The following is an 18,494-nucleotide window of genomic DNA, read 5'->3' on the forward strand; positions in this document are numbered from 1 at the left end:
ACGGCGTCATCGTGCGCGCCGGTACCGAACCCAGGGCGGTCACCCAAGTGAAGAGTTGCTGAATGCCGATCAGCGGACAACCGGTACGGCCCCGCCACCGACGGGCCGAGGGGCCGAAGGTGGCGGGGCCGTACCGGGACGTGCGGGCTACCGGAGCCCGTGCCGCCGTCCGCCGCGCTGGTCCGCGAGCCGGTGGACCGCCGAGATCAGCGTGTCCACCTCCTCGTGCGTGTTGTAGAAGGCGAACGACGGCCGGACCGTCGCCTCCAGGCCGTACCGCCGCAGGATCGGCTGCGCGCAGTGGTGGCCCGAACGCACCGCGATCCCGACCTCGTTGAGCGCGGTGCCCACCTCGCTCGGCTCGTAGCCGTCCAGGACGAACGACACGATGCTCGCCTTGTTCGGCGCCGTGCCGACCAGCCGCAGTCCGGGCACACCACGCAGACCTTCCGTGGCGTGCTCGACCAGCGTGTGCTCGTAGGCACCGATGTTCGGCAGACCGATGCGCTCGACGTAGTCGATGGCCGCCGCCAGCCCCACCGCGTCGGCGATGTTGCCCGTACCGGCCTCGAACCGGCCGGGCGGCGGCTGGTAGCTGGACTTCTCGAAGGTGACGTCGGTGATCATGTTCCCGCCGCCCTCCCACGGGGGCATGTCCTCCAGCACCTCCCGCTTGCCGTAGAGCACGCCGATCCCGGTCGGCCCGAACAGCTTGTGCCCGGAGAACACCAGGAAGTCGGCGTCCAGCGCCCGTACGTCGATCGGCAGATGCGGCACCGACTGCGCCGCGTCGACGAGGACCCGGGCCCCGGCCCGATGCCCGATCTCGATGATCTGTTCGACCGGGACGATGGTGCCGAGCGCGTTGGACATCTGGGTGACCGCGACCAGCTTCGTCCGGTCGGACAGCAGCGAGGTGTACCTGTCGAGCAGCAACTGCCCGTCGTCGTCGACCGGGATCACCTTGATCACGGCGCCGGTCTGCTCCGCCAGCATCTGCCAGGGCACGATGTTGGCGTGGTGCTCCAGGTGGGAGACGACGATCTCGTCACCCGCGCCGATGTTCCGGACGCCCCACGTCTTGGCGACCAGGTTGATCGCCTCGGTGGTGCCCCGCACGAACACGATCTCCTCGGCGGAGCCCGCCCCGATGAACCGCGCGACGGTCTTCCTGGCACCCTCGTACGCGTCCGTCGCCCGCGCGGCCAGCTCGTGCGCCGCCCGGTGGATGTTGGAGTTCTCCCGCGAGTAGAACTCGACCAGCCGGTCGAGCACCGCCTGCGGCTTCTGCGTGGTCGCCGCGTTGTCCAGCCAGATCAGCGGACGCCCGTTGACCAGCTCGGACAGGATCGGGAAGTCCCGGCGCACGGCCCGCACGTCGAAGCCGGGATGCGCGTCGACCGGCAGTCCCGCGAGAGCGGCGGGTACGTCCGGTGCGCCGGGCTCCTCGACGAAGTAGTACGGCGATGCCGTGGCCGTCGGCGCCGCCGGGTCGGGCAGCGGCGGCAGCCCCAGATGCCCGAAGCCCGGCAGCGCCGGTGCCTGTGCGGGGAATCCGGGCGCCTCGTCGAGGAAGTAGAACTGCCCGGCGCCGGACAGCTGGGCCGGCGCGGACACCGGCGCGGCCGTCGGTACGGCGGTCAGGGGAACGGCGGCCGACGGCGGTCCCGGCGTCACCGGCAGGGCCGACGGCTCCGGCACGCTGCCGGCGACGCCGGGCGCGCTCGCCGCGTAGGTGGCGGGCGCGCTGGTCGGCGGCGGTCCGGCGGGCGTGCTGGTCCCGGCGGTCGGCAGGACGGGGCGGGGGCCCGCCGAGGGGCCGGCCCCGCCGGTGGGCACCGACATGCTCGTACCGGTCGCGGGCAGCGAGGAGGGCAGGTCCGCCTGCGGGACCGACCCGGCCGCGGTCGCCGGCGAGGGCGGGTCCATGGCCGGCAGCCCGACGGGCGCCGGCCACTGCACGGGCCCGTCGGAGACCGGACCGGGGACCGCGGCCGGAGCCGCTCCGGAAACCGGCGAAGGAGTTGCCGCCTCCTGCCCGGGGAGCGCTCGGAAGAACTCCCCGGCCAGCCGGTTCAGCGTCTCCTCGTCCGGCAGCCACGCCGGGACGGCTTCGTTACCGGTAGCTGGGGGCGTAGTCATGGAACTTGTCCACCTCGACGTCGTCGAGCACGGCGAGCGCGTCCTCGGTGAGCACCGCGAGCGAGCAGTACAGGGAGACCAGGTAGGAGGCGATGGCGCTGCGGTCGATCTGCATGAACCGCACCGACAGGCCCATCCCCTGCTCCCCCGAGAGCCCGGGCTGGAACAGTCCGACCACGCCCTGGCGGGACTCGCCGGTGCGCATGAGCAGGAACTTGGTCCTGCCGTTCTCCACGGGGACCTTGTCCGAGGGGATGATCGGCAGCCCGCGCCAGGTCAGGAACTGCGAGCCGAACATGCTCACCGTGGCCGGCGGCACACCGCGCCGGGTGCACTCCCTGCCGAAGGCGGCGATGCCCTCCGGGTGGGTGAGGAAGAAGGCGGGCTGCTTCCACACCTTCGTGATCAGGGCGTCCAGGTCGTCGGGCGTGGGCGGCCCCGCCAGCGTGGAGATGCGCTGTGTGTCGGCGACGCTGGCCAGCATCCCGTACTCCGGGCTGTTGATCAGCTCACCCTCCTGGTGCTCCTTCACCGCCTCGATGGTCAGCCGCAGCTGCTGCGCGGTCTGGTCGTGCGGGCTGGAGTACAGGTCGGTGATGCGGGTGTGCAGGTCCAGGACCGTCTGGACGGCCTTGAGCCGGTACTCCCGGGGCTCCTGCGAGTAGTCGACGAAGGTGTCGGGCAGCGGCGACTCGTCGTAGTTGTCGCACTCGATGCGCACCGACTCGGGGTGGACGACCTTGTTCACCCGGTAGATACCGGCCTCGACCGGCACCCAGGACATCAGGTGCACCAGCCAGCGAGGCGTGATGGACACCATCTGAGGGACGGTCTTGGTGGCGTTCGCCAGGGTCCGCGCCGCGCGGTCGCTCACCGACATGGAACGTGACGGTGGATTCACAGCCGTGGTCATGCAACGTCTCCTTTCCGCGCCCGAGGGCCCAGGCACGTGCAAGTCGAAATATCCATCAATGTCCAGCAATGTCTCGCACGAACTTTCCCACTCACCCTCCCAGCGGGCGTGGTAGCGGTCCAATGCGTGTTTTCGAGGCCGTCATCGAAGCTGGCTATGATTCGCGAATGATCGACTTGAGTCGGTTGCGTGTGCTGGTCGCCGTCGCCCGCGAGGGCTCGATCACGGCAGCCGCCGAGGCGCTGCACTACGCCCAGCCGTCGGTGAGCCACCAGCTCGCCAAGCTGGAGGCCGAGGTCGGCGTGCCGCTGCTGCAGCGGATGGGGCGGGGCATCAGGCTCACCGAGGCCGGCCGCCTCCTGGTGGACCGCGCGGAGTCGATCCTCGCGCAGGTCGAGTCGGTGCACGCGGAGCTGGACGAGCTGGCGGGCCTGCGCACCGGCCGGGTCCGGCTGGCCGCCTTCCCCTCGGCGCTGGCCACCCTGGTCCCGCTCGCGGCGGCCCGCGTCTCCGTCGAACACCCCGGCGTCGAACTGACGCTCGTCGAGGCCGAACCGCCGGACGCACTCGACGCCCTGCGCAACAACGACGTGGACGTGGCACTGATCTTCGAACACGGCGACCCGCCCCAGCGCGACCGCCGCGACACCACCATGACCCCGCTGCTCGACGAGCCGCTGTACGTGGTCACCCCGGCGGACCGCGCCTGGGACGGCCCCCGCGCGGAGCTGGCCACCTACGCCGAAACCCGCTGGATCGCGGGCTGCGAACGCTGCCGCGAACACCTCGTCGCGGCCTGCGGCCAGGCCGGCTTCTCCCCGGTCGTCGAGTTCGAGACCGACGACTACGTCGCCGTCCAGGCCCTGGTCGCGGCCGGCCTGGGCGTCAGCCTCCTCCCCGGCCTCACCCTCCTCGCCAACCGGCACCCGGGCGTCCGGCTCGACCGGATCCCCGGCATGCGCAGACAGGTCGTGGCGGCGGTGTACGGCAAACCCCCCGCGTCCCAGCCCGCCCAGGTGCTCCTCGACGCCCTCAAGGCAACCCTGTCCGAACCGAAATGGCCGTCCTGACACCCCCGACCTCGGCAACGGCCCGCCTGAGCGCGTGCCGACAGGCCCGGATCCCCGGGTGCGCACTGCGCCCACGCCGCACCGCCGTGAAGATCCTGCGCGTCCCCTGCCCCTGAGGCAGCTCCCCCAGTACGACGGTGGGGGCCCGGCCGCTCCACACCAGACCGGGCAGCAGGGCGACGGCATGCCCCTGCTCGACGAGCCGCAGATGCAGCAGCACATCGGTGGACTCGAACCGGACGTCGGGTTCGAACCCGGCGTTGCGGCACAGGGTCATGGCCCAGTGCCGGGCGTTGGCACCCTCGGGCTCCATGACCCAGGGGTGACCGGCGAGGGAGCGCAGCGCGGCGACGGGGTCACCGTGGTGCTGCGCTCCCTCCGGCGCGCGGGCCGACGCCAGGTGTCCCTGACGACCCGCCGCCTGGCCAGAACGGCGTACGTCCCCTTCTCCGAGACCGTCCAAGACACCATCGCGAGGGCCGCCGAAGCCCACGCCCTGGACCACATCTCCCTGCTCTCGGGCGCGGGCCACGACGCCCAGGAGATCGCCGCGCTCTGCCCGACGGCCATGATCTTCGTACGGGGCGAGTACGACGGAATCAGCCACAGCCCACGCGAGTACTCGACCCCGGAGGCGTGCGCCGCGGGCATCAGCGTCCTGGCGACGACACTGCTCCGGCTGGCCGCACAGGACTGACCGGGGGCCTGGGGATCCAGCGACGCCATGAACGTTTCTCCTGGTCAGCGGGCTGTTCGCTGATCACACATGGCAGTGAATCGATCGGCGCTGCTGTAACCGGCCGACGCAGGAGCACTCGTCCTCGGCACGGCCACGGGCGCGCACGCCGGCGCGATCGGATCGGCTCCTGTGCGCACCTTCGAGTACAGCGTGGGCGGTGTCACGATGAAGATTCCGACCGGCTGTATGTTCACGCACGTCATCCGGGGCAGCGGCAAGAAGATCACGTATCAGAATGCCGGCGTCGACTGTGCCTTCGTCGGAGCGCTGAGCAGCGGTTTCTGCAACTGGCGTATCGACTTCACCTATTCCGACACCGAAAACCGCCTCTACCGCACCTCGCGCGGCAGGACGCACACCGAGTGCAAGATCGACCCGATGCGGAACAACTCTCCTCAGACACTGCCTCGTTATGGCAAGGCATGCGCCCACCTCTCCGTCAGCGGAGCTCGGCGCGTGACGCAGTGCCACCACATCACGAAGTGAGTTGTTCATGATCGCGCATCAGCAGGGGCCGGATTCAGGCCAGGCATGGAAAACACGGCGCCGCCGAACCGGTATCACCGCGTTCCTCACCGGCCTCGTCGTCACACTCGCCTTCTTCGCCTTCTTCCCGGGCCTGCCGCACGTCATCGACTGGGGAGCAATTCTCGTGTCCCTCGCAGTGGGCGGACTCGCCCAATGGGCCTGCCGGTCGTGGATCACGAGAACGGCGAAGGAGAAACCCGAACACATGTGACCACCTCGGTGGAGCCGACTACGGGGCTCCACCGAGACCGGCACCGCAGGTGACAAGGTCAGCGGGGTTCAGCAGGGGCTGCGCCAGCGGCCCAGGTCGAGTCGTTTGCGCATCGAGTCGAGGCCGAGGCGCTTGGCGATCGGGCAGAACGAGCGCTTCGGCTCGCTGTACTCCACGTGGAAGACGGCCTTGTCCGCCTTGATGAAGGGACTCAGCGACGCGCATTCGTCGTACTCCGCGCACTGCTCGTTGACCGCGAAATCGAAGTCACCGACCAGTTCGGGGATCTGCTCCAGGTCGTTCTTGAGGCCCACCGCCAGGCCCCGTTCGTGTGCGAGGGCCGCGATCATGCGGTTGTACGCGAGCTGGTGGGCGGCGGTCAGCGGGAAGCCGGTGTTGTTGGTGTAGCCGTCGAGGAGGTCGGGCTCGACGGCGTCGAAGCCCTTCGCCCGGCACATGTCGAAACGTGCGGCCATGATGGGGCGGAGCACCGAGCGGCGGCGGATGTCGAGCCAGCGCTCGCCGTGCCAGCCGTCGGAGCGGCCCAGGACGGAGGCCGGGAAGGCGCCCCGGTCGGGGCGGAAGGACTCCCAGGCACCGGCGTTGATGTAGCAGATGACCTTGCGACCGCTCTTGTGCAGGCGCCGCACGACGGCGGCGCTGTTCTCGAAGCCGTCGATGTCGTAGACGGGGACGGCTACGCGGGTGTCGACGGTGCCACTGAGCTGCCACTGCCAGGCCGTGCCGGGGCGCGGTTGCCAGCGCCCGGCCGACAGGTGTTCGTCGGGAGCGCGGTCCGGGGTACGGTCCGGGGTGCCGTCCGGGGTGGTGACGCACCCGGTGAGCAGTCCCGCGAGCGCTCCCGTGAACAGCAGGTACACGACGGACAGCAGGAGCGGCGGGCGGCGGCGGGTCGCGAACCTCATGTGGTTCCCCTCCTCATGTGGTTCCCCTTCTCAGGGCGGGGGGCAGGGCGGCCCAGGGGTTCGCGCCCGCACCCGGTACCGCGCAGTGGACGCCGGCCCGTCGGTTCCGTGCGGTGCGGGCGGCGAGGTCGCACAGGCCGTCGGGGATGCCGTGGATCAGATGACAGAAGCGGGTCGGCGGGTACGCCTCGGTCCAGGGCGGCGTGGCCGAGGCGAGGTAGGTCTGCCAGTCCCCTTCGAAGGTGACCAGCAGATCGGCGACGGAGGCGTAGCCGGGGTCAGGGTGGATTCCCGGGTTGAGCACGACGGTGCCGGCGCCGAGGTCGCGGGCCTCGTCGGCCAGCGCGCGGTAGTACGGCAGCTGGCCGGCCTCGGCACCGGCCTGGTCGAGGAAGACGCCGTCGGTCCCGTACCAGCTGATGTGCCAGCGCAGCTCGTCGAGCACCGTCTGCCGGGGACGGGTGCCGTAGGCGGTGTCGAGGTATCCGAGCACGCGGATGCCCGCCGTACGCAGCGCCCCGGCGGCTGCGGTGAAGGCCGGGTCGCGGGTCGCGCCGGGGCCGTCGGCGACGTTGAGGACGACGCCGTACAGCCGCGACGGGACCCGCGTCAGGGCCTGCCATGCCGCTGGGTCCACGGCGGGGTGGACGTACAACGGAACGAGCAGTCGGCCGTGTGTCATACGGGAGCCGGGGCCGGGGTCGGTGCCGGGGGTGTGCCGGTGCGCGAGTTCCACAGGTCGGCGAGGGAGGTGGCGAGGGTACGTTCGGGGTGCCAGCCCAGCGCCGTGGCGGCGGCGGTGATGTCCGCCTGCTGCCAGGAGACGGCCGACGAGCGCTGGGAACCGGTGCCCTTCTCGTCGATCCGGCCGTGGAATCCGCTGATCCGGGCCAGGCCTTCCGCGACCTCGCGGACCCGGGTGGCGCTGCCACCCGCGATGTTGAGGACGCGCGGCAGCGGACCGGGCGTGGTGGTGGCGAGGGCGGCGGCACTGGCCACGTCCCGTGCGTCGACGAAGTCGCGATACGCGGACAGGTCACCGACCCGCACTGTGCCGTCCGGCCCGGCGCGCAGCAGTTCGTCGGCGAGCCGCCCGGGCAGGCTGGTGCCGGGCGAGCCCGGGCCGAGGGGGTTGAACACCCGCAGGACGACGGCGTCCAGCGCGGCCTCGGCGACGGTCAGCGAACCCGCCAGTTTGGTGGCCCCGTACGCGCCCTGCGGACAGGTGGCGGAGTCCTCGCCGAGCGGCTGCCGCCCGGCGTTCGTCCCGTACTCGCCGGCGGATCCGAGATGGACCAGCCGTACCGGGATGTCGGCCGCGGTCAGGGCCTCGCACAGCACGGCGGGGCCTCGGGCGTTGGTCTCCGCCAGCAGCAGCGGGCCGCCGCCGACGGCACCGGCGCAGTTGACGACGGCGTCCGGGGCCAGCGCGCGCAGGTCGGCGGCGAGGGCGGGGACGGTGGATGTGGTGAGGTCGACCCGCAGGTCGGCGCCCGGAGAGCGGCCGGCCCGGAGCACCTGGACGCCGGACAGGGCGCGCAGGTGCTCCGTGATGTGCCGGCCGAGGAACCCGGTGGAGCCCAGGACGAGGACGCGCATCAGGTCACGCACCCTTCAGCAGCAGGTCGCGGTAGGTGGTGAACTCGGCGTTCGCCCGGTCGTAGTCGTCCGGGCGGCCGATGTCCAGCCAGTAGCCGTCGAACTCGTGGGCGGTCGGGGGCGTGCCGTCACGGAGCAGGTCGAGCACGAGTTCGTCGAAGCCGAGCGGCAGACCGGGGGTGTAGCCGTCGAGGGTGGAGCGGGAGAGTCCGTAGACGCCCATGGAGACCCGGTAGTCCAGGGTCGGCTTCTCGGTGAAGGCGACGACCTGCTTGCTGTCGGTGGTGAGGACGCCGAAGTCGATCCTGACCTTGCGGCAGTACGTGGCGATGGTCAGCGGCGCACCGCCGACCTGGTGACCGCGCAGGACGGCGCGGAAGTCCAGGTCGGTGAGGATGTCGCCGTTCATGACGAGGAAGTGCTCGGGCAGCCGGTCGAGCATGGTCAGCAGCGGGCCCATGGTGCCCAGCGGGCTGTCCTCGGTCGAGTAGTCGACGCGCATGCCCCATTGGGAGCCGTCGCCGACGTAGGCCCGGATGATGTGGCCGAGGTGGCCGATGGCGATGGTGCAGGTGGTGAAGCCGGCGCCGGCGAGCTGCCGCATCACGATCTCCAGGATGGCGTGCTGGTCGCCGATGGGGACGAGCGGCTTGGGCAGGGCGGTGGTGTACGGCCGCAGCCGGACACCCTTGCCTCCGGCCAGAATGACTGCGTGCATGGCGGACTCCCCTGTAGGTAGGCAGGTAGGTCGATCGGTGGTCGATGGCCTGGGGCGAGTCGTCAGACGTCGCGGGCCTAGTCGTCAGACGTTGCAGGCCGATGCGTCAGACGTTGTAGATGGCGGTCTTGTAGCGGGCCAGGTTCGCCGGGTCGGAGAAGAACCGGACGGTCTGCTCCAGCCCCTCCTGGAGGCTGTGGGCCGGTGCCCAGCCGGTCGCGGCGCGCAGCCGGGAGGCGTCGCAGACCAGCCTCATCACCTCGGACGCGGCGGGCCGGATGCGCTGCGCGTCCTCGCGGACCTCCAGCTCGGCCCCCATGAGCTTGCCGACCAGCGCCACCAGGTCGCCGACCGAGATCTCGCCGCCGGTACCGGCGTTGAAGGTGCGGCCGACGACGGCCTCGGCGGGTGCGGTGCCCACCGTGAGGAACGCCTGGGCGGTGTCCTTGACGAACATGAAGTCCCGGGTGGGCCGCAGGTCGCCCAGCGCGATGGTCCGCTCCCCCGCCGCGACCTGCCCGATGACGGTCGGGATCACGGCCCGCATGGACTGGCGCGGCCCGAAGGTGTTGAACGGCCGCAGCGTGACCACCTGGGTGCCGAAGCTCGCGTGGTAGCTGTCGGCCAGCCGGTCACCGCCCGCCTTGGAAGCGGCGTACGGGGACTGGGAGTTGATGGGGTGGTCCTCGGTGATGGGGACCGTCTGCGCGGTGCCGTACGTCTCGCTGGTGGAGGTGTGCACCATCCTGGGGATGCCGAGCCGGCGTACGGCTTCCAGCACGTTGAGCGTCCCGGTGACATTCGTGGCCACGTAACTGTGCGGTGCCTGGTAGGAGTACGGGATCGCGATCAGCGCGGCCAGGTGGTAGACGGCGTCGGTGCCGGTGAGCAGCTGCTGCACCGACCCGGCGTCGCGTACGTCGCCGAGTACGACCTCCACGTTGTCCATCACGTCCTGCGGCAGGGTCTCCAGCCAGCCGTAGGAGGAGAAGGAGTTGTACTGGGCCATGGCGCGTACCCGGTGTCCTGTCGCGACGAGCGCCTCCACCAGGTGCGAGCCGATGAATCCCTCGGCACCGGTCACTGCGACGGTTACGGAAGCGGACGAGGTCACGGATCTGTCTCCTCTGAAGGTGAGTCTGAATCTGAATCTGAATCTGGGTCTGAGATCTGGGTCTGAATCTGGGGCCGAATCTGGGGCTGAAAGAGCTGCGGGATACGGGGATCCGGTCAGCGGTGGGCCGTGGTCCGGCCCATCCGGGTGCACGCGACCGCCAGCAGTACGGCCGCCGCGCAGCCGCAGGCCACCAGCTCGGCGGCGGCCGGGCTGAGCGGAGCGGGTCCCCCGTGGGCCGCGCCCGACAGGGCCAGCTCCGCTGCGGCGGCGGCGAGGCAGACCACGGCGGACGGCCAGGCGATCCCGGCCGCCTGGAGCAGCAGGGCGACCCAGAGCGCCGCGCCGAGGGCGAGCAGCGGGAGCGGCGGCACCCCGGTGACCAGCGCCGGGGCGGCGAGCACCGCGAGGTACCCGGCCAGGCACAGGGCGAGCACACCGGCCGCCCGGAGCCGGAAACCCCGGGGGGTCCGGCTGCGCCGCAGAGCGGTGAGGGTCAGGCTCCGGTAGCGGTAGAGCAACCACTCGGCCACGCCCATGCTCAGCGTCAGCACCACGGCGGCCGACCTGCCCGCCGCCGGGGCCATCAGCGTCAGCGCCCCGCCGGCCAGGCCGAACAGCCCGTACGGGACGGAGGCGGCGAGCCGGGCGGTGCCCGGTGCCGTGGCGCTCGTGGTGCGCAGCGACCGTACGACCTCCCGTACCGCCGACAGCACCGCCGCCGCGACGGTGGCCAGCAGCAGCACGACGACCGGCACCGGGCCGGGGCGCCACAGCGGTATGCAGGCCGCCCCGGCCGCCGTCGGTACGAGCGCGATCAGCAGGTGCTGTTCGCGTCCCAGCACGAGCAGCACCGTGGCCGCCGCCAGATAGAGCGCCTCTCCCGCCGCGAAGGCGGCGACGGCGCCCGTCCCCGAGACGGCCAGTGCGGCGGCAGCCGCTGCCGTCACCCCGGCCGGGGCCCCGAACAGCAGGCAGCGCGCGGCTGCCCGCCGGCCGCCCGTGGCGAGCCGTACGTAGGCGCGGTGCGCCAGCGCCTGGTTCCAGGCCCAGGCCACGAGCGCCGAGGCGGCGAGCCCGGTGACGCGGCCGGGCAGCAGCCCCGCGCCCAGCAGGTAGGCCAGCCCCGGCAGGCCGAACAGCATCCCCCGCAGCAGGCACTGCCGTGGGTCGGCCCGCCAGGGGTCGGGCACCGGTCCGGGTTCCGGGAAACGGCGCGGCACCCGGGCGTACAGCTCCTCCGCGACGGCGAACAGGTCCCGTCGCCCGTAGCGGGTGGTGATCTGTTCGTGCGTCAGCCCGTCGGACTCCAGCACCGCGGCGATCTCGTCCGGGTGGACGGCGGCCCCGCACACGTCCGCCATCCGTTCGGCGAGCGCGTCGAGTGGGTCGTCGGCCCGAGCCGGCCGCTGTGGCGCGGTCGGGGTCGGGGTCGGGATAGAGATCGGGGCCGGGGTCGGGGTCGGGATAGGGGTCGGCAGGCGCAGTACCAGGGTTGTCTCGTCGACCAGTCGGTTCACCACTCGCCTCCGGCCCGTCGGGCGCGCGGCGCCTGGTCCTCGGCCGGGTACGCCCGGCCTCCGCCCGCCGCCAGCGCGCCGTAGATCTCCCGGAAGGAGTCGATGGTGTGCCGGAGCGTGAACTGGTCGATCACCCTCAGCCGTGCGGCCTCCCCCATCCAGGCCCGGCGGGCGGGCGCGCGCAGCAGTTCCAGGGCTGCCCGTGCCATCGCCTCCGGTTCACGCGGCGGTACGACGATTCCGGCGTCGCCCACTGCTTCGCGGACCCCGCCGACGTCGGTGGAGATGGTGGCCCGGCCGCACGACATGGCCTCGATGAGGGTGAAGGGAAAGCCCTCGCTGATGCTGGAGAGCATGACCACGGTGCCCGCCGCGTAGGCGTCACGGATGTCCTCCACCCGGCCCTCGAAGGCCACCGCCTCCGCGATGCCCAGGTCCCGGGCGAGCGCCTGGCAGCGTTCCCGGTAGGCCTGGCCGCCGCTGGGCGTGCCGCCGAACAGCCGCAACCGCACCTCGGGCATCTCCCGGCGTACCAGGGCGAAGGCCCGGATCAGCGTCTCCAGGTCCTTGATGGGATCGACCCGCCCCGCCCAGGCCAGCGTGGGGATCTCCGGTTCCGGACCGGCGTGGGGAAAGGCCCCGGGATCCACACCGTTGTAGACGGTACGGATCTTGTCGGGTGCGGTGCCGCCACGCTCCTCCCAGCGCCGGTTGTAGTGGTTTCCCGGCGTGACGAGCGCGGCGCGGGCGTAGGTCTCCTGTGCCAGCAGCCGGAAGAAGCCGAGCAGCAGTGCCTTCACCGGCCAGCGGGAACCGCCGGTGCCGTAGCCGATGTACCGCTCCCGCAGGTAGACGCCGTGTTCGGTGAGCAGCAGGGGCGTGCCGTGCAGGTGCCGAGCCAGCAGCCCGGGGAGGGCGGCCAGTCCGCCGCTGACGGCGTGGGTGATCCCGTCCCTGGGCGGTGCGGTCGCCAGTGGGCGCAGGGCGTGTTCCAGCAGGTCGGTCGCGGCCAGTGCGTCGTGCATGGTCGGCCGGGCCGCGTGGGTGGGCAGGTGCGGCCGGTTCCAGACGGCGGCCAGGGTGCGTAACGCCGCCTCGGTGCGCAGCGACGCCGTCAGCTCCCCGTACCGGGCCCGTGCCGCGAGGCCGTAGAGCCCTTCGGCGAAGCGCTCCAGGGTGCTGGACCCGGCCTGCGAGCCGGCACCAGGACCATTGCCGGGGCCGGGATCGAGAAGGGCCAGCAGGAACATCTCGTAGATGTCGAGGAAGGCCCGCAGCCGCCGGCCGCGCGGTGCGCGGCCGGTCGGTGTCGGTCCCCAGGTGGGTATGGAGACCACCTTGCTGACGTGCGCGGGTGTCTCCCAGGTGACGGGCTCGCGGCCGTCGGCGGTGACCGCGAGTATCTGGAAGTCCACGTCGGGTATCCCACGGACGAGCTGGTCGCACCAGACACTCACTCCGCCCTGGCTGTGCGGGTAGGTGCCCTCGGTGAGCATCGTGACGCGGGTCGCGCCGGTGTTGACGGCCGCGATGGCCCTGCCCATGCCGGAGGGGAGCGTGTCCCCGAATGCCGGCATGGTGCGGTCGGTCCTTGCCAAGGTCCCCGTATCCCTGTGTCCCCGTGTCCCACGGTGCCTGTCGGTCCCGCCGGGACGGTTGCGCCCGTCGTGCCGGCCGTGCCTGTTGATCACGGTCAGCGCTTACGACGGACGGTGTCGCCGGGGCCTGCCGGGACGGGGTTGGCCACACCACTGGGCACACGCGTCGCGGGCGCCGGTGCCTCTGCCGTGGCGGTGCCGGTGGCGGCGGGGGCCGCGGGCGTGGCGGGTGCGGTCAGTTGCAGGGTGATCGAGGACTGCAGCGTGCCGGGCGTGGTCCAGCCGGACAGCTGCCCGGCGTAGGCGGTGCCGAAGGCGGTGCTGCCGAGCAGCTGCTTCTGGACGGTGCCGGCGGGCATGGTCGCGCTGGTCTGGGTGCCGTTCGGCGAGGTGACGGTGACCGTGTTGCCGATCCGGTAGGCGGTGACCTGGTTGTTCTTCACGGCGGCGGCCCAGGCGGCGCGGTACTTCAGCTCCGTCCCGATGTCCTTCAACCGCAGGTTGACCAGCGGGGTGTTGGCCGCGTAGAGGCCGCTGTAGTCGCCCAGGATCTTGTCCAGCACCGGGTAGGCGATGCGGTCCTCGGCGAGGTTCGACTGGTGGATGTACACCGGCCGGGGGTCGTTGGAGAGCGCGTGCCCGAGGGCGATACGGCTCTCCAGCGGGACGATGTACGAGGTGTAGCCGGTCTGGGGGTCCAGCGGGGCGCTCAGGCAGGTGGTGGTCGAGGAGCCCTCGCAGATGCCGCTGCCGCCGTTGGCCTTGCTGGTGTAGATGAAGTTGTACTCGTCCACCTGCTCGGCCGCGCGGCCGACGTTGTAGTAGACGTTCATGGGGAAGCGCGGCGCGGTGAGGGCGGAGCCGATCTGGCGCTGCTGCGGGTCCCGGGAGTTGTCGCTGGCCAGCCACTTCACCCCGGTGGAGGTCAGGGACGGGGCCAGGTTGGGGTTGTCGGTGGGCTGCTGCGGCAGCACCTTCATCCCGGAGTGCTCACCGGTGACCAGTTCCGTGTTGTCGAGGGCGAGGCCCTTACCATTGGCCCAGGTACGGTTCTGGGTGATCTGCGAGGTGATGTCGGCCTGGCTGACCCACTGGATCTTGCCGCTCGCGTCGGTGGAGCACTTCCACGGCACCACGCTGACGTCCTGGACACAGCCCAGGAACGGGTGCTTGTAGGTGTGGTTGACCCAGCGGAAGGCGCTCTTGTCGGCGACGAGCTGATTCGCCGTCGGGTCGGCGCCGCCGTTTTCCGCCTTGTAGTCCTCGCTGCCGCCGCCGTTGAACACCATGTCCAGGGTGAACCTGCGGCCGGCCGACCACTGCTTGGCGTACTGGGCGTCGGCGGCCGTCATCCGGATCGGGTCGGGGGTGGCGCCCTCGCCCGGGGCGCAGTCGACGTCTCCGGGGGTGCAGTTGAGCGTGGTGTTCCACCGGTCGTCGCCGAGGAAGACGTCGTCGACGTGGACCGCGAAGTAGTTGCGGTCGGCGCCGAGGTGGATGCCCTGGGTCAGCCACTCGACGATGCCCCGGCTGAGCAGCCGGTACTGCTGCTGGTACTGGTTGTAGACGAAGTTGACGACCAGTTCCCGGCGCCCGTCGTGGGCGTACTCGCCGACGAGCGAGCCACGCGCGGAGCTGCCCGGGATCGGGGCGTCCACATAGCTGGTGAACGTGGCCCCGGCCTCCTGCTGCGCGAGCGGCACGGCCAGATAGCCGTAACTCTCGGTCACGCCGGGCGCGTTGTCCTCGAAGGGGACGTTCCCGCCGAGGTAGCCGAAGGGGCCGGCCTTCCCGGCGGACGTCACCTGGGCGGTGGCGCCGTCGAGCGAGCCGATGTACCCGGGCGCCTGCGCGTAGTTCAGCCCGACCTCGGGCCTGGCGTAGGTGTAGGCGTCGGCCTGCCGGATGCCGAAGGTCCGCTCGAAGGCCACGAGGGCCGCCATCTCGGCGGAGCCGGCTCCGAACGGGTTGTCGTTCGGCAGGACGACGGCCTGGTACTTGGCCCGGGCACGGCCGCTGACCGTGTCGCTGAGGAAACCGGCGTTGATCTGCGGTCGCCCGCTGTCGGCCAGGTTGACCCTGGTGTACGGGGTACCCGCCGAGTCGAGCTCGGCGGTGATGGCCCCGGTGGCCGGACCTCCGTCATCGACGACGAGCACCTTCAGGTCGATCCTCGGCTCCAGCGCGGCTGCTTTCGAGGCTATGGGCAACGTGACGAGCGTGAGCACGGCAGCGCCACCGCACACCCCGGCTTTCAACAGCATGCGACGCATGATGAACTCCCCCCAGCGCCGCAGGTCGAGTGCGGCACGGTATAACAGTGGATCAGATATCGATCAGATAGTGATAGGAATTGCGCAGACACGCCTGCGCACGGGCACGCCCGCACGAGAGGTGAATACAACCGCTACAACCGCTACAACCGCGCACACGTGAATCCCTCGATCCCCGCGTTCTCATGCCCCCGCGATCCCCGCGCCCCCATCGCCCAGAGGTATATCACCCCCTGACCTACCGCCGAGGATCGAAACTTGGTGCGCAAGAGGCTGCTGTGAGCCCATCCATGGAATCGAAAGCGCGCGACGAAACCCCACCACCTGAATGAACGATCAAGAAGACGCGCAGCCCAGAGCACATGCACGAGACAGACGAGACGGACGAGACACCGGGGAGAACACCGGAACCCCGCCCGCCACTTCACCGACCGACCGCTAATCGGATCACCCGATGGTGCGATTCCAACGAGATGACCGTACGAATTACCCCCACGTCCGCTAAACGACCCTGCACCCTGGATCCGGGCCGGGATCAGGCTCGGCCAGCGCCTCGATGACTGAGTCTGATCGGTTCTGACCGAGGGATGAAATCTGCGACTGGAGCACGGGGCCGGAAGGGACTGGAAAGGAATGGCGAACAGTATTTCGTCGACAACGACGACAGACCGCCAACTACGACAGCCCGCCGGCAACGAGTAAATCGCAAATGTCGCAAATTATGAATCGCCCAAGATTTCCGCGAAACCGGTCGGCAGACCGTCGGCGAAGCCGCAGCGGCCGATGGCGGCGCCTGAGCGGGCTTCTTACTCACTCTGCGTAATACGTGCAGCTCAAGGTGCGTCTGCGCGCTCGGTCCTTCTCGGTCTTTCTCGATCGTTCTTAATCCTCATGTTCCCACCACGTTCCCATCCAGCCCTGGGAACGGCCTCCCGACACCCCACCGGGAAAGGGCAGGAGCCGTTGAGCGGCCAGTTCCGCCAACGGGCCAAGGGATTTCGAAGCGGGGGGCTACACACCCGCATTGGGATGAGAAAGGCATCCTGCCCCCTTCACCCGGGGCGGAGCCGATGACCGTTCTCGCAGGTCAGCCGCGTGGAAATAGCGTAGCGCATCGGCTTTGACCGGACCCTGCGTCACGACCGGGCCCCATTCGGAGCACCACAGTCCTGACGCATCAACTCGTTCCAACGGGCCGGGTTGTGGCATCAGCCTGGGTGTCGACTGCGGCCGAGGTGCTACTGGCCGTGCCAGGCAGTGGGCAGCGAGGTCGCGACCAGTCCCCTGCCCCGGTTGCGGTCTCGCGCAGGATGCGGGGATGGCAGCAAACCTCAGCCGACTGCGGCACGAGAACGTTGATCTGTGCCGGACCCTCGCCTTGTACGAGGTGGTAATCCGGCAACTTGCCCTCGAAATTGAGGCCCTGCGAAAGAGCGCCACCGTCGTTCCGCTCCCTACCTCAAGTCCCATTTCGCGTCGGGACCTTGGCCGAGTCCGGACGGCGGACCTCCATCAGTCCACTGTCTCCTGCTGGGTCAGCCGGACCTCGTCGAGGTCGAGGCGGGCCTGGACCTGGCGCAGGACGCTGTCGTCGATGTGGTTGTCGTCACGGAGGCGGACGACGGTGGCGCGTTTGTGGGCCAGGAGGGCGAGGCGCAGGGCGGCGTCCTGCTCCGCGTGGCGCACCGCTTGCCGGTCGTCCGTCTCGTCCTCCCCGGCATGGGCGGCCTGGAGGTGGGTCTCGTACTCGCGGCGGATCCGCTCGGCGATCTCGGGGTCGGTGCCGAGGCCGGCGACGATGTCTGGGAGGGCCTCGTATGCCTCCTCGGCAGCGGTGCTCTCGGCGAGGAGACGTTCTTCGTCCGCCACGGTGTCCCGGGGCAGCCCGGCCCAGCGGACTACGGCGGGCAGCAGGAGGCCCTGCACCAGGAGGGTGACGACGATGACGCCGGAGGTGACGAAGACGATGGTGTCGCGGTTGGGGAAGGGATCGCCGCTGTCCAGCGTGATGGGCACGGACAGGGCCAGTGCGAGCGAGACCGCGCCGCGGAAGCCCGCCAGCGACATGACCGCCCGGGGGCGGTTGCCCATGCGGCGCAGCCGTTGCTGGGGGCGGCGGTCGAGCAGGCGGATCAGGTACGGGAAGCTGTGGAGGAAGGCGAAGCGCGCCGCGATCAGCGTCGCGGAGACGGTGGCGACAGCGATGAGGGCGTCGGTGAGGTCGGAGCCGCTCAGAGTGCGGGCGGCTGACTGAGCCTGGAGCCCGACGAGGACGAACAGGGCGCCGTTGAGGACGAAGGTCGCCAGCGACCAGAACGCCTCGGCCTGCCGTCGCATCGCGGCGACTCCGGCGAAGCGCGGGCCGGCCTGGCTCATGACGAGCCCGGCGACCACCACGGCCAGGACACCGGAGGCTTCGATCTCCTCGGCGAGCAGATAGGCGGTGAAGGGGATCACGATCAGGGCGACGTTGCCCAGTATCGGGTCGGTGAACAGGCGGCGCAGCCGCAGGCCGAGCCAGGCGGTGACCGCGCCGGCCGCCGCTCCGCCGACGTAGGAGATCAGGAACAGCCAGGTGACGTGGGGCAGGGTGAAGTGCTCCTCGCCGACCGTGATGCCGACGGCGAGTCCGTAGATCACCAGGGCGGTGCCGTCGTTGATGAGGCTCTCGGCGCGCAGGAGGGTGACGTTGCGGCGGGGCAGTGCCCGGGCCAGCACGCCGACCGCGGTCGCGTCGGTCGGGGCGAGGGCCGCGCCGAGTACCCAGGCCGGTCCCCAGGGCAGGCCGAGGGCGTGGGCGACGGCGGCCACGGCCCAGGCGGTGAGGACGACCAGCAGGGTGCTCATCAGCACGATGGCGCGCAGGTCCCGGCGGATCTCGCGCAGGGAGGTGGTCAGGCTCTCCCAGAAGAGCAGGGCGGGGAGGAACAGCAGCAGCACGGCCTCCGGGGGCATCCGTACCTCGCGCAGGGCGGGGATGAAGCCGAGGACGGCTCCGGTGAGCAGCAGGAGGATGGGCGGGGCGATGCGCAGGTGGGGGCCGACGGCGTTGCACAGCAGCACGGCCAGGCCGAGGACCACGACGAGTTCGAGAGCGAGCACGGCAGTCCTCCGTGGTCGAGTGCGGGGCAGGGGCTGTGGGG

The 18,494-nt window shown here is 70.8% G+C and carries 15 protein-coding genes and 1 pseudogene; 4 read left to right on the forward strand and 12 right to left on the reverse strand.

What is annotated here, in order from left to right:
- Positions 1–147 precede the first annotated feature (147 nt).
- Together CW359_RS17810 and CW359_RS17815 are read right to left on the reverse strand one after the other, a co-directional pair.
- A complete protein-coding gene (locus CW359_RS17810; RefSeq protein ID WP_232838435.1) occupies positions 148–2,142 on the reverse strand; it encodes a family 2A encapsulin nanocompartment cargo protein cysteine desulfurase in 1,995 nt (664 codons plus the stop codon).
- Positions 2,117–3,055 (reverse strand): family 2A encapsulin nanocompartment shell protein, encoded by a 939-nt coding sequence (locus CW359_RS17815; protein WP_105970933.1) that lies wholly within the window; start codon positions 3,053–3,055, stop codon positions 2,117–2,119. The genes CW359_RS17810 and CW359_RS17815 overlap by 26 nt, the downstream gene beginning before the upstream one ends.
- A 167-nt stretch (positions 3,056–3,222) precedes the next feature.
- On the opposite strand from CW359_RS17815, the gene CW359_RS17820 reads away from it, so the two are divergent.
- Entirely contained in the window at positions 3,223–4,125 is a 903-nt protein-coding gene (locus CW359_RS17820; protein ID WP_105970934.1) for a LysR family transcriptional regulator, read from the forward strand.
- Here the strand turns inward: CW359_RS17820 and CW359_RS17825 are convergent.
- Positions 4,088–4,480 (reverse strand): annotated as a pseudogene (locus CW359_RS17825) (LysR substrate-binding domain-containing protein); the annotation flags it as partial. The gene CW359_RS17820 and the pseudogene CW359_RS17825 sit on opposite strands and share 38 nt — an antisense overlap.
- On the opposite strand from CW359_RS17825, the gene CW359_RS17830 reads away from it, so the two are divergent.
- From CW359_RS17830 to CW359_RS17840, 3 genes are all read left to right on the forward strand, one after another.
- Positions 4,448–4,822: a M20/M25/M40 family metallo-hydrolase gene (locus tag CW359_RS17830; RefSeq protein WP_232838437.1), complete on the forward strand. Its 375-nt coding sequence runs from the start codon at positions 4,448–4,450 to the stop codon at positions 4,820–4,822. The pseudogene CW359_RS17825 and the gene CW359_RS17830 sit on opposite strands and share 33 nt — an antisense overlap.
- A 171-nt stretch (positions 4,823–4,993) precedes the next feature.
- A complete protein-coding gene (locus CW359_RS17835) occupies positions 4,994–5,350 on the forward strand; it encodes a hypothetical protein (RefSeq protein ID WP_232838438.1) in 357 nt (118 codons plus the stop codon).
- A gap of 7 nt (positions 5,351–5,357) precedes the next feature.
- Positions 5,358–5,603, forward strand: a complete 246-nt coding sequence (locus CW359_RS17840; RefSeq protein WP_105971003.1) for a hypothetical protein — start codon at positions 5,358–5,360, stop codon at positions 5,601–5,603.
- Between the two features lie 68 nt (positions 5,604–5,671).
- Here CW359_RS17840 and CW359_RS17845 read toward each other — a convergent pair whose 3' ends face one another.
- The 9 genes from CW359_RS17845 to CW359_RS17885 form a co-directional block, all read right to left on the reverse strand.
- On the reverse strand, positions 5,672–6,529 hold the full coding sequence (locus tag CW359_RS17845; protein WP_105970935.1) for an endo alpha-1,4 polygalactosaminidase: 858 nt from the start codon (positions 6,527–6,529) through the stop codon (positions 5,672–5,674).
- A 13-nt stretch (positions 6,530–6,542) separates the two neighbouring features.
- A complete protein-coding gene (locus CW359_RS17850; RefSeq protein ID WP_105971004.1) occupies positions 6,543–7,211 on the reverse strand; it encodes a spherulation-specific family 4 protein in 669 nt (222 codons plus the stop codon).
- Positions 7,208–8,128, reverse strand: coding sequence for an NAD-dependent epimerase/dehydratase family protein (locus tag CW359_RS17855; RefSeq protein WP_105971005.1), 921 nt, complete (start codon positions 8,126–8,128; stop codon positions 7,208–7,210). The genes CW359_RS17850 and CW359_RS17855 overlap by 4 nt, the downstream gene beginning before the upstream one ends.
- Before the next feature lie 4 nt (positions 8,129–8,132).
- On the reverse strand, positions 8,133–8,846 hold the full coding sequence (locus CW359_RS17860) for a nucleotidyltransferase family protein (RefSeq protein ID WP_105970936.1): 714 nt from the start codon (positions 8,844–8,846) through the stop codon (positions 8,133–8,135).
- Positions 8,847–8,952: 106 nt separating this feature from the next.
- Positions 8,953–9,960 carry an SDR family NAD(P)-dependent oxidoreductase gene (locus tag CW359_RS17865; protein WP_105970937.1) on the reverse strand — a complete coding sequence of 336 codons (1,008 nt, stop codon included), beginning with the start codon at positions 9,958–9,960 and terminating at the stop codon, positions 8,953–8,955.
- A 116-nt stretch (positions 9,961–10,076) separates the two neighbouring features.
- Positions 10,077–11,480 carry a hypothetical protein gene (locus tag CW359_RS17870; protein ID WP_232838439.1) on the reverse strand — a complete coding sequence of 468 codons (1,404 nt, stop codon included), beginning with the start codon at positions 11,478–11,480 and terminating at the stop codon, positions 10,077–10,079.
- Positions 11,477–13,024: a GT4 family glycosyltransferase PelF gene (pelF, locus tag CW359_RS17875; RefSeq protein WP_105971006.1), complete on the reverse strand. Its 1,548-nt coding sequence runs from the start codon at positions 13,022–13,024 to the stop codon at positions 11,477–11,479. Before pelF ends, CW359_RS17870 begins: the two co-directional genes overlap by 4 nt.
- Positions 13,025–13,173: 149 nt before the next feature.
- Positions 13,174–15,351, reverse strand: a complete 2,178-nt coding sequence (locus CW359_RS17880) for a hypothetical protein (RefSeq protein ID WP_105970939.1) — start codon at positions 15,349–15,351, stop codon at positions 13,174–13,176.
- A 1,512-nt stretch (positions 15,352–16,863) separates the two neighbouring features.
- Positions 16,864–18,453, reverse strand: coding sequence for a Na+/H+ antiporter (locus CW359_RS17885; protein WP_105970940.1), 1,590 nt, complete (start codon positions 18,451–18,453; stop codon positions 16,864–16,866).
- Positions 18,454–18,494: the final 41 nt, after the last annotated feature.

The sequence above is a fragment of the Streptomyces geranii genome (genome assembly GCF_002954775.1).
GTDB classification, from domain to species: Bacteria; Actinomycetota; Actinomycetes; order Streptomycetales; family Streptomycetaceae; genus Streptomyces; species Streptomyces geranii.

Coding starts and splice junctions, on each gene's coding strand:
- CW359_RS17850 (WP_105971004.1), bottom strand. CDS start 7,211: ATGACACACGGCCGACTGCTCGTTCCGTTGTACGTCCACCCCGCCGTG.
- CW359_RS17845 (WP_105970935.1), bottom strand. CDS start 6,529: ATGAGGTTCGCGACCCGCCGCCGCCCGCCGCTCCTGCTGTCCGTCGTG.
- CW359_RS17840 (WP_105971003.1), top strand. CDS start 5,358: ATGATCGCGCATCAGCAGGGGCCGGATTCAGGCCAGGCATGGAAAACA.
- CW359_RS17820 (WP_105970934.1), top strand. CDS start 3,223: ATGATCGACTTGAGTCGGTTGCGTGTGCTGGTCGCCGTCGCCCGCGAG.
- pelF (WP_105971006.1), bottom strand. CDS start 13,024: ATGGGCAGGGCCATCGCGGCCGTCAACACCGGCGCGACCCGCGTCACG.
- CW359_RS17860 (WP_105970936.1), bottom strand. CDS start 8,846: ATGCACGCAGTCATTCTGGCCGGAGGCAAGGGTGTCCGGCTGCGGCCG.
- CW359_RS17810 (WP_232838435.1), bottom strand. CDS start 2,142: ATGACTACGCCCCCAGCTACCGGTAACGAAGCCGTCCCGGCGTGGCTG.
- CW359_RS17855 (WP_105971005.1), bottom strand. CDS start 8,128: ATGCGCGTCCTCGTCCTGGGCTCCACCGGGTTCCTCGGCCGGCACATC.
- CW359_RS17880 (WP_105970939.1), bottom strand. CDS start 15,351: ATGCGTCGCATGCTGTTGAAAGCCGGGGTGTGCGGTGGCGCTGCCGTG.
- CW359_RS17815 (WP_105970933.1), bottom strand. CDS start 3,055: ATGACCACGGCTGTGAATCCACCGTCACGTTCCATGTCGGTGAGCGAC.